The sequence below is a fragment of the Phenylobacterium sp. CCH9-H3 genome, assembly GCF_001557235.1.
Lineage (GTDB): Bacteria > Pseudomonadota > Alphaproteobacteria > Caulobacterales > Caulobacteraceae > Phenylobacterium.
The window spans coordinates 66643-74162 of record NZ_LSJI01000266.1 but is presented as its reverse complement, the minus strand read 5'-3'; the positions used below and the strand labels follow the sequence as shown (position 1 = coordinate 74162).

Genomic DNA, 7520 nt, shown 5'->3' with positions numbered 1-7520 from the left:
CAGCAGCTCTGGCACTCGTACTTGGCGCTGACGTGACCGCGGGCCAGGAAGTCCTGTTGCTTGGTCTTGTCGATGCCGGTGGAGATGTGCCCGAGCGTATGGGTGTCGGCGTCGGTGAAGCGATGGCAGGGCGAGATGTCGCCGCCGGGGCTGACGCCCACCAGGCCGATCGCCGCGCCGCAGGGATGCGACTTGTTCACCCCCTTGACCAGCTCGCCGATCGTCTCGCTGACGTTCGAGAAGCCGTGCATGCGGCCCTGTAGCGCATATTCCAGCCACTCGCGGGCGAGGGCCTGAAATTGCGCGAGGACGCTCTCCATGTCCTCGGCCTTCACCGAATAGTCCTGATCGCCCGAGCTGGTCACAGGCGCGAAGCCCACTTCGTGGAAGCCCAGGTCGTCCTTCAGGTGGCGGTAGATCCGCAGCACGTCGGTGACGCCGTCGGTGAGGGTGACCCGCGCGGTGATCGCCCGCGTGCGGTGGCCGGCGATCAGGGCCCTGAGGCGCGGTTCGATCCGCGCGTAGCTGCCGCGGCCGTTCTTGTAGACCCTTCGCCTGTCCTGGAGGTCCGCCGGCCCGTCCATGCTGACGGTGACGCCGATGGCGTTGTCCGACAGGAAGGCGATGATCTCGGCCGTCAGCAGGGTGGCGTTGGTGGTCAGGCTGAAGTCGACCGTCCGCCCCTCCGCGGCGGCCTGCTCGCGGGCGTAGCTCACCACCTCTCGCAGCAGCTTGAAGTTCATCAGCGTTTCGCCGCCGAAGAAGGTGATGTGCACCGCCCGACGGCCCCGGGACTCGCGCAGCAGGAAGTCCACCGAGGCGCGGGCGGTCTCCAGGTCCATGTACTTCGGCTTGCCCTGGGGCGTGGCGATCTTGTCCGCGCCGAACTCGTAGCAGTAGGTGCAGGACAGGTTGCATTGGTTGGTGATGTTCATCACCAGCGACGCCAGGGGGAAGTCGGCCGGCGGCGGCGAGACGACCGGGGCCGCGATCTCGCCGGCGACGATCACCTGGGCCAGGTAGAGTTCGCGCACCAGCCCCTCGGCGTCGTCCTGGCCGTAACCCCTGGCCGCCAGGTTCTCGATCAGCTCGTGGCGATGCATGCGCCGCTGGCCGAGCTCGGCCAGCAGTTCGCTCGCGGCCTGGTCCAGCTCGAACACCGCCCCAGACGAGACCAGGTAGATGAACTTCCGTCCCGCGGAGTCGAAGGCGTGGAACTCGCCGGGACCATAGGCGTGCGCCGTCATTGCGGTCATTGGCTGACCTCCGGTTGATCCCAGCGCTGGTAGGTCGGGATGGTGACGACCAGGTAGGCGCGGCCGGTCAGCGGTTTGCCGAACTTGTCCTTGTCGCTCTTGGCGGTCGCCTCGACCCAGACTTCGCCGTAGTTGTTGCGGCTGAACTTGCGGGCCGGGTTCGGGCCTTCCAAGGCCGGTGTGAACAGCGCGTTCGGGCCGAGAGCGCCGACGAACTTCTTGTCGTCGTCGTAGGTGACCGAGGCGAACTCCTCGATGTTCCAGGTCACGTCGGCGGGGCCCACGCGCACGTCGTCGGCGGTGTTCGGCTTGCCGTCGAGGCCGTTGGTGAAGCCGATCGCCTCGAACTGCTGATAGCCCTTGGCGAACTTGATGCCGCCCAGGCGGGCGAGGGCGGTCTCCGGGGTCACTTTCAGGTAGTCCAGCTTCTGGAAGACCGGGAACGCGTTCTCGAGGATCGCCCCGGCCACCTGCACATCGCGATTGCCGACCGCCGCGTCGGGGGCGACGTCCACCTCGGCCACCACCTCGTCCGGCGTCGTCGAGACGATGCGGGTGACGGTCACCCCGGCGCCGAGGCTCACGGCGGAGGGCGCGACCGCAGGGGGAAGATTGCCGCCGTGGAGCGTCACGCGCACCCCCTTGGCGCCGGCCTTCAGGGCGAAGGGCGTCACGGCCACCAGGGCAGGGGCCGCCGAGGCCCGCGTGAGTTTCACGTCGAACCCGAACTCCTGGTACTCGCCCCAATACCAGCGGCCCTCGGCCGACTGCTGGCCGGGGGCGATCCAGAGGGCCTCCCGGGCGTCGCTGGCCGGATCGTCCGGCGTGCGGCCCTTGGCGCCGGAGCCCGCCGAGCGGCCGCGCCAAGAGTAGCCGGCGTACACGAGGCCCGAGCCGGACCGCGTGATCGTGGTTCCATCCTTGAGCGACTTCAACGTGACCTGGGTGGCGAACTCGTCCTTCGTCGCGCCGGGCGTGATGACCATCGCGCCGACGAACTTTCCCTTGCCGGGCAGGGTGGCCGAAACGAGCCACTTGCCGGCGATGCCAGGGTCCCGGATCCGGGATTGCCAGGCCGCCCACTCGGCGGAGTGCAGGCCGGCGTTCTTGGCCAGGTATTCGAGGGCGACCTGGCCGGCGGTGACCTTCGGCGCGCCTTCGGGGAGCGGCGGCGTGCGATCCACGGTGCGCCGGAACTGCGCGTCGGCCTGGGAGAACATCCCCACGTGCAGGTTCTGGAGGAGCTGCCATTCGGCCTTGGAGCGGCGCCAGGACATCGGCTGGGCGAAGGCGTGGCAGGCGGCGCAGGCCTGGCGGATGTCGTCGTTCGGGATCGCCTCGTCGACGATGCGCTTCTCCACAAGGTACATGACCGGCCTGGCTTCCTCGGGCGCCAGTCCGTGGCGGGTGCCAAGGTACTTAACGATCGCCCGGGCGTCCGCGCCTGAGAGCTGCAGCCCGTTCAGGCGCACCATTCGCTTGATCGACTGCGACCAGCCCTCGGGCGTCGTGCGGGACCAGGAAATGCGGGAGAGGTTGCCCTTGTCGTCGCGGGCGTGGCAGCCGCCGCATTTCTCGATGGTCAGCGGGTCGGTGACGGGGATGCCGGCTTCCGTCTCTTCGACGGCGCCGCTGGCGGCGCCGGACCCCGAGGCCTGCGCCAGCACGACCGGCCCGGAGCAGAGGACGAGCACCGCCGCCGTCCAAGCCGCTGCCACTTTCTTCACCGCAGGACTCCTCGAGTACGGGCGCGCGGGCGCCGCGCAGTTTCCGGCTGAGGCGAACGGCTCAGTCTCCCCAGGGCGAGGGTAGGCGAACGCCGTGCTGCGGCTGTATGGGGCGTTTGACGTAGACGTGCCCGCATTGCGCCTAAGGAAGATTATGCGCAATTGTTCGGCGGGTGGTTCTGAGCTGCGGCGTGGATTCAGCGGGCTGCGGCGTCACGGGCCTTGCGGCCCCTCGGCGCCGATGACTCGGCCGCGGACTCTGGAACGACGAGCACATCGCACCGCACCGCCATCAGCAGTCGGCCGGCGACATCGACGCTGAGTGCTCCCAGGATGCCGCCCTGGTCGTGCGCGCCGATGACGACGAGGTCAGCGGGATTGCTGCCTACGAAGTCGACCACAAGCTCTTCGGAGCCCCCATACTCCACCAGTCCGACAAACCGGCCCCGCTGGCCGGTCGCCGCCTCGACCCGTGAGATGAAGTCGGACTGTTCCTCCAGCGCCAGCGCCTTGAACTCGGGCTGGTCGGTCCCCTCGTCGAGAAACCCGGCGAAGGGAACGCGATATCCGTGAAGGAGTATGAATTGCGCCTCGGGAAACATCGCGGCGGCGCGAATCAGAGCCAGCTCGGCCGCCTGCGAGTAGTCGGTAGGCAGCAGAACTTGGCGATAGGCGATGACAGAGCGCCGCCGCACCACGAGCACCGGCGCCGGGGCTTCGCGGATGAGCGTCTCCACCGTCTTGCCGGGGCTTGCCCGGCCCAGCAATTCATTCCGCGCGACGCCGACCACGATCAGTCCAGCGCCGATTCGTCGGGCGGTCTCGACGATCACCTCGCGGGATCGGCCCGGTGCGACGACGGGCTCCCAGGACAGCGAACGGCTCCCGAGCGCCTCTGTGACATCCGCGCGCATCTTCGCCAGGGCCTGTCGCTCGCTCGACCGCCACGAAGGCTGGTGGAAGTCGCCCTCGACCGCCGTGACCACATGGAGCGTGACGCCTCGCGCCGCGGCGAGCGCGCATGCGCGCTCGAAGGCCCGGTCACACCGGCTGCTGAGGTCGGTCGCCAGCAGGACAGGCCGCGCCTCAACGGTCGTCTCGGAGCTCGTCATATTTCCGGACCTCCGGCGATACGTCGTTGCATCCAAGACCACGGGGCGGTCCTGGGCTTTGACGGAACGCAAGGTCACGCCCTCAACACCGCCGCAGAAGGCGGCTCGCCCCCGGAGCACACGAATGTTGACCGTATGGACCACGTTCCTGCTGCTCGCCGCCGTCATCGCTTTCGCCGGCTACTGGCTGTCGCGTTTCGGCGATGTCATCGCGGAGCGGACCGGCCTCTCGGGTAGCTGGATTGGCCTCATCCTGCTTGCGACGGTCACGTCGTTGCCTGAACTGGTCACCGGGATCAGCGCGGTGCGGCTCGAAAATGCGCCCGACCTCGCCGTCGGGGATGCGCTGGGAAGCTGCGTCTTCAACCTGCTCCTGCTGAGCGTTGTCGACTTCTTCCATAGGCCGGGTTGCCTGTTCGCCCGCGCCGCGGAAGGCCATGCACTTTCAACGGGCTACAGCGCAGTCATGCTGGCGATCGTGGGACTCAACCTGTCGGCGCCGGCCGCCATCGCCGGCCTGCCCCTGAGTCCCGCGACACTGGCGATCGTCCCGATCTACGTGCTGGCCCTGCGCAACATCTTTACCTACGAGCGCCGTCGCCTGCTCGAGCCACCAGAACCCGCCGCCCTGCGGTATCCGGGCGTTACGCTGGCCCGCGCTGTGACCGGCTACGTGGCCGCGGCGACGGCCGTCGTGGCCGCGGGGGTCATGCTGCCCGGCGCGGCCCTGGACCTAGCGACGGCTATGGGTTGGACAACCACCTTCGTCGGCACGCTGTTCCTGGCCGCGGCGACGTCCCTGCCCGAGTTGGTGGTCACCCTGTCCGCCGTTCGCATCGGGGCTCTGGATATGGCGGTCGCCAATCTGTTCGGCAGCAATCTCTTCAACATGGTGGTGCTGGCCGTCGACGATGCCGCCTATCCTGGCGGCCCCCTGCTCTCTCAGGTTTCGGCCGCCCATGGCGTCACCGTGCTGACGGCGCTGCTGATGACGGGGGCCGCCACGATCGGCCTGATCTATCGCCCGACCGCAAGGCCGGCGCGCGCGGTGAGCTGGGTGAGCCTGGCTCTCGTCGCGGCCTACGCGCTCAATGCCGCGCTGCTGATCGACGGCCTGGGCCGCCAGGGCTTCTCAGGCGGATGACCTGGGCGCTTTGGGCGCGCGCGGCGGCGGCGCGCGAGCCATCGCTCAAGGCGTCCACACGACGGCGATCATCACCATGACGAGGCCCGCCGTCGCGGCGTTCCAGCTCAGGGTCCGCAGCCATGGAATCCCCGCGGCGTAGAGCGGCAGGAAGAGCGATCGCCCCGCAACGTAGGTCACCGCGCCGGACACGCTCAACCAGCCGCCGGCCCGGTCGAGCGCGTCCAGCATGAGAACGGCGGCGGCGAAGATGGCGAACGTTTCGAGGAAATTGCGCTGCGCGCGGCCGAGACGGCCCGCCACGCCCTTGGGCCTCAGGTCTTCGTCGCGCGCCCCGACGGTGTAGGCGTTGCCCACCTGCGCCTTGAAGCTGAAGGACGCGGCGGTCAGATGGACCAGCGCAAGGCCCATCGCGGCGTACAGGCACCAGAACTCGATCGACATGGCCGTCCTCCCTCGGTGCGGCGACACGGCTCCACTATAGCGGCCTTAGGCGGCCTGAGGCGCCGTTCGCGCGCTTGCCGCCCATATGACTTCGTTTACAAGACGGACTCGGCGCGGCTGGAGCGGTTCCATGTCTGTCTACATCTTCGACGCCGTGCGGACGCCGCGCGGCAAGGGTCGGCCGGACGGAGCCCTGGCCGCCGTGGCGCCGGCCAGGCTGGTCGGTCAGCTGGTCCAGGCGCTGGCCGCGCGCAACGGCCCTGAATCCGTGGCTTCCGTGAATCACCTGACGCTCGGATGCGTCACCCAGGTGGGCGTCCAGGGGGGGCATATGGCGCTTTCCGCCCGAACCCAGGCCGGCCTTCCCGATGAAGTCGCGGCGCTAACAATCAATAATTTCTGCGTTTCTGGTCTCAGCGCCATCGCCGACGCCGCCCGACGGGTGGCGGCAGGCCAGGTGGACCTAGCGCTGGCGGGCGGCGTGGAGAGCATGTCGCAGACCCCATTCCTGGCGGACGCGGCCGACTTTTACAGCGACATGGATCTGGCCGCGGCGATGGGGTGGTCGCCCGTGGGCCTCGCCGCGGACCTGCTGGCGACCGTCGAGAACATTCCGCGCCAGGCGTTGGATGCGGCGACGCTGCGGTCGCATCGGCGCGCGGCGACGGCTTGGGCGGACGGCCGCTACGCCGGACGGGTGATTCCGGTCAGCGGCGCGGACGGCGCCGTGGCGCTGGACCGTGACGAGAACATCAGGGACTTCGGCGACGGCGCCAGCCTGGCGCGCCATGGCCCCGTGTTCGCCGCCGCAGGGGCCCAGGGCTACGACGAAATCCTGCTGGCCCATCGTCCGGACCTGACGCGGGTGGAGCATGTGCACACCGTCGCGCACTGTCCGCCGATCGCCGACGGCGCCGCCCTGCTCCTGCTGGGAACGCTGGAGGCGGGGCAGGCCCTGGGCCTCACCCCCCTCGCCCGCATCCGATCGGTCGGGGAGACCGCAGGAGACCGGGTGCTGCAACTCACCGCGGGGTTCAGCGCGATGGAGCGCGCGCTGGACCGCGCCGGGCTCGCGCTCCGCGACGTGGGCGCGGTCGAGTTCATGGAGGCATTCGCCGCCATCCCGGTGCTGTTCGAGCGACGGTTCGAACCGGATATGGAGCGGGTCAATCCCAATGGCGGCCACTTGGCCATGGGTCACCCCATGGGCGCCACCGGCGCGGTCCTCACCACCACCCTGCTCGACGACATGGTCCAGCTCGACGCCGAGACGGGTCTCGTCGTGGCCACCGGCGGCGTCGGGGTCGGCGCCGCCATGGTCCTGGAACGGGTGGGCTGAGGCCTACTTCTCCCCAAGCGCCTTCAGCAGCTCGGCGCGGTCGTAGTACTCACGCCACTCCTGCACCTTGCCGTCGCGGATATCGAGCACGCCGACGACCGGCACCTCGCCGGGCTTGCCGTTGTAGACGAAGCGGTCGACCCGCTCCATGAACACCAGGCCGTCGATCACACCCATGTGCGAGACGTCGAGGACAACGCCGTCCGGCGCGCCTTTGCCGAGCGCGGCGATGCGCTGATAGATCGCCTCGCGGCCCACCACAGGCTCGATCATCATCGAGCGCAGGACGCCCTTCTCGGCGAACAGATCGCCGACCTTGCGCCAGTCGGCCGCCTTCCACGCGGCGATCATCTCCCGGGCGACGGCGATCCGGCTGGCGTCCGTGTCTGCGGCCGACGCCGGCAGAGGCGCCGCCACGGCGAAGGCGAGCGCGGCCAGGCTGAGCAGGGTCTTCATGCGTGTTTCCATCCCTCGTTCCGGGCCGCCGATGCGATCGGT

Annotated in this window: 7 protein-coding genes; 2 read left to right on the top strand and 5 right to left on the bottom strand. The window is 69.2% G+C overall.

The window, feature by feature from the left end:
- The 3 genes from peaB to AX721_RS27595 all read right to left on the bottom strand — a co-directional run.
- The coding region (gene peaB, locus AX721_RS23450) for a quinohemoprotein amine dehydrogenase maturation protein (RefSeq protein WP_082769882.1) at nt 1-1256 on the bottom strand (1256 nt) is incomplete at its 3' end.
- Nucleotides 1253-2983: a quinohemoprotein amine dehydrogenase subunit alpha gene (peaA, locus tag AX721_RS23445; protein WP_068878381.1), complete on the bottom strand. Its 1731-nt coding sequence runs from the start codon at nt 2981-2983 to the stop codon at nt 1253-1255. The genes peaB and peaA, both read right to left, overlap by 4 nt.
- 197 nt (nt 2984-3180) lie before the next feature.
- A complete protein-coding gene (locus AX721_RS27595; protein ID WP_068878380.1) occupies nt 3181-4095 on the bottom strand; it encodes a universal stress protein in 915 nt (304 codons plus the stop codon).
- 124 nt (nt 4096-4219) lie between these two features.
- Here AX721_RS27595 and AX721_RS23435 point away from each other — a divergent pair, with 124 nt between their 5' ends.
- A complete protein-coding gene (locus AX721_RS23435) occupies nt 4220-5239 on the top strand; it encodes a sodium:calcium antiporter (RefSeq protein WP_068878379.1) in 1020 nt (339 codons plus the stop codon).
- A gap of 45 nt (nt 5240-5284) precedes the next feature.
- On the opposite strand, the gene AX721_RS23430 is transcribed toward AX721_RS23435, so the two are convergent.
- On the bottom strand, nt 5285-5683 hold the full coding sequence (locus AX721_RS23430) for an MAPEG family protein (protein WP_068878378.1): 399 nt from the start codon (nt 5681-5683) through the stop codon (nt 5285-5287).
- Nucleotides 5684-5813: 130 nt separating this feature from the next.
- On the opposite strand from AX721_RS23430, the gene AX721_RS23425 reads away from it, so the two are divergent.
- The gene (locus AX721_RS23425; protein WP_068878377.1) at nt 5814-7022 is read left to right on the top strand and encodes an acetyl-CoA C-acyltransferase; all 1209 of its coding nucleotides are present in this window, start codon (nt 5814-5816) and stop codon (nt 7020-7022) included.
- Nucleotides 7023-7025: 3 nt separating this feature from the next.
- Here the strand turns inward: AX721_RS23425 and AX721_RS23420 are convergent, their stop codons facing one another.
- Complete coding sequence (locus tag AX721_RS23420) at nt 7026-7478, bottom strand: limonene-1,2-epoxide hydrolase family protein (RefSeq protein WP_082765366.1); 453 nt, start codon at nt 7476-7478, stop codon at nt 7026-7028.
- Between the last annotated feature and the right edge of the window lie 42 nt (nt 7479-7520).

What these genes read in the sequence shown, in the direction of transcription:
- AX721_RS27595 (WP_068878380.1), bottom strand. Translation starts at nt 4,095, where the DNA reads ATGACGAGCTCCGAGACGACCGTTGAGGCGCGGCCTGTCCTGCTGGCG.
- AX721_RS23435 (WP_068878379.1), top strand. Translation starts at nt 4,220, where the DNA reads ATGTTGACCGTATGGACCACGTTCCTGCTGCTCGCCGCCGTCATCGCT.
- AX721_RS23430 (WP_068878378.1), bottom strand. Translation starts at nt 5,683, where the DNA reads ATGTCGATCGAGTTCTGGTGCCTGTACGCCGCGATGGGCCTTGCGCTG.
- AX721_RS23425 (WP_068878377.1), top strand. Translation starts at nt 5,814, where the DNA reads ATGTCTGTCTACATCTTCGACGCCGTGCGGACGCCGCGCGGCAAGGGT.
- AX721_RS23420 (WP_082765366.1), bottom strand. Translation starts at nt 7,478, where the DNA reads ATGAAGACCCTGCTCAGCCTGGCCGCGCTCGCCTTCGCCGTGGCGGCG.